2 protein-coding genes and 1 pseudogene are annotated in these 2471 nt (G+C 62.2%); all 3 read right to left on the bottom strand.

Translation table 11 applies throughout. The features are described 5' to 3' along the window. Nucleotides 1-1037: 1037 nt before the first annotated feature. Nucleotides 1038-1301 (bottom strand): annotated as a pseudogene (locus tag P2Q66_RS19510) (IS110 family transposase); the annotation flags it as partial. Between the two features lie 428 nt (nt 1302-1729). Next, entirely contained in the window at nt 1730-1951 is a 222-nt protein-coding gene (locus P2Q66_RS19505) for a hypothetical protein (protein ID WP_275730809.1), read from the bottom strand. A gap of 106 nt (nt 1952-2057) precedes the next feature. Then, nucleotides 2058-2402 (bottom strand): hypothetical protein, encoded by a 345-nt coding sequence (locus tag P2Q66_RS19500; RefSeq protein ID WP_275730806.1) that lies wholly within the window; start codon nt 2400-2402, stop codon nt 2058-2060. Between the last annotated feature and the right edge of the window lie 69 nt (nt 2403-2471).

Raw genomic sequence — 2471 nt, 5'->3', positions numbered from 1 at the left:
GTTCGGATGGAACGCTTCAAGGTCCCGCGATGCGCGGCGGTCCGCCCAGGACGCGCCCCGACGTAGTAATGGGTGACAAGACGTACTCGTCCCGGGCGAACAGGGCTCTGCTGCGGACCCGGCGCATCAAAGCTGTGATCCCGAGCCCTCGGATCAGATCGGGCACCGCTGTCGGTGACGGTCGAAAAGTGAGCCATTGTGACGGCTTGGCGTCCAGTGGTCGTTGCAACACCTAAGAGATTTAGGAGTTGCAAATGGTAGAGATGAAAAGGCGAAGGAAGTCCCGGGGAGCGCCTCCGAAGAACGCCGCGCGTGCTCATTATGATCAGCTGATGAAACAGGGAATGGGCAATTCCGAAGCCTGCCGGATCGTGGGAATCAGCCGTAGTTCGGGTACCCGATGGCGGCACGGCCACACCGTCGTTCTCAAGTCCGGAGACATCAAGAAGTACGCTCCCATCTCGCTCCGGAGGCCGACGGTCATCTCCGCCCGATTCCTCTCGGAGTCGGAACGGATCACGATCGCAGACCTGTTGCATGCCGGCCGGAGCATCTGTGCCATTGCCAGGGAGCTCGGACGGAGTCCATCGACGGTAAGCAGAGAGATTCGCCGGAACACTCATGAGCCCTCGGGTAGTTACCGTCCGCGAACGGCTCAGCGGAGTGCCGAGCGCAGACGGAGCCGGCAGCGCACCGGGAAAATCGCCGGCAACCCGCTCCTGCGCGAGTTTGTAAAGGAACACTTGGAGCAACGCTGGAGCCCCCGCCAGATAAGCAACCGTGCACGCGCTGAATTCCCCGGACAACCCGAGATGCACGTGGTGCCTGAGACCGTGTATCAGGCACTGTACGGGCGTGGAAGCCTGGATTTGGCGGTGGATTCGGCTATCGCACTCAGAAGCGGACGGACCGGTCGCCGGCCTGCCGCCGGAAGGAGCACCGGACGAAGCGTTTTTTCGACATGGTCATGATTCGGGACAGGCCCGCAGAAGTGATCACCAGATTGGTACCAGACATTGGGAATCTCAATGTTTCTGTCAAGCCGCCTGAGCGCAGATTTTTGGCATTGATTCCTGGTACACGGTGTGGTCGCGGAGCATGGCCCAGAGGACGTTGATGCGGCGTCTTGCGAGGGCGATGAGGGCCTGTTTATGGGACTTTCCTTCGCCGCGCTTTCGGTCGTAATAGGTTCTTGAGGCCGGGCTGTTCTTGAGGCTGGAGAGGGCGGCGAGGTAACAGGTTCGTAGGAGCCTGCGGTTGAGGCGACGGGGTCGGTGAAGGTTCCCGCTGATTCGTCCGGAATGCGGCTGGGCCCGCTTCCCTGCGCCCGATGTTGCTACCGACCTCTTTAACCTGCCCGACTACCGGGATACTGATACTGAGGTCCTCGCGTTCGGCAGCGACGGGTCCGCGTAGGCAGACCGTGTGCACACCGATATCGAGCAAGTTCCGCTCACCGACGTCCGTGATAACTCAGACAAGTACATGTTCGGGAAAGGGCATGTCGACCCGCCCGCGCCACAGTGCCCCGGTTCGTGATCTCTCACGCGAGACGGTGGCCAGGGACAGGAAGACGTCCGATTTCGCTCTCTGTCAGCGACTCTTTCAACCCGGTTCTCCCCGGCACCCCGTGGAGAACCACCGCGCGCAGTGAGCACCCCCTGGCGGGCAGCAGGGCAGACGATAAATACACCTCCCGGTCGGCGCATCGGAGATACGTACCCGCCCCTCACTCATCGCCGCTCACACCCCACCGTTCGAGTGACACGCCAGCAGGGACGTTGTTGTTCACGCGGGCTTCATAGAGGCCGGTGGCCAGCCGGGTCACTGAGATGCCGACCTGTCCAGCCATCGCCGCCGGCTTTAGGAGATCGACCGCTTCATCGAGGGCTGCATCCAGTTCCCTTCGGGTGTGAACGGTTACGACGAGATAACCGGGTGCTACGTGCATGGTTATGGATCCTTACTGTCAGGGCGGTGACCAGTACTGTGGACACTCCAGCGGCCCCTGGCGTCGAGGGGAGGAGCGGCGGACGCAGACATGGTCTTCCAACGGCTCAAATCGAGGCGGTCGGTTGGCCCGGCGGAAGAAGGGGCCGGCCCGTGGAACGCGCGGAACGACGGCCGTTTGCTTCGGAAAGCCCAATGATGGTGGCTTCAACATCTTCCAGGGCCCGCTGGATCCACGCGAGGGCGGCCAGGTCCTCGGAGCTTTGGACCGGGTCAATCGAGGGCGCCTCCAGGAGCGCAGCCCGGCGGCAGATCCTGCCGGAAAGTTCGAGGATCAACGACGGAATCATGGCCAGGGATTCGCCCCGCGACAGGTGCGCGAAGACTTCTTTTGCAGCGTCACGGTGGGCGGCGGTGACCGCGGGGGCCAGCCCTGAGGAGGTGGTGATCATCGATCTGTCCTTCGGATTGTTCAGGGTGATGGTCTTTCTAAAGTGCGCTCTTGGTGCGCCGGAAGGGGA

This window comes from Arthrobacter sp. Cr_A7 (assembly GCF_029222765.1).
Classification (GTDB): domain Bacteria; phylum Actinomycetota; class Actinomycetes; order Actinomycetales; family Micrococcaceae; genus Arthrobacter.
The sequence above is the reverse complement of the archived record's forward strand: the minus strand, read 5'-3'. Positions and strand labels throughout refer to the sequence as shown.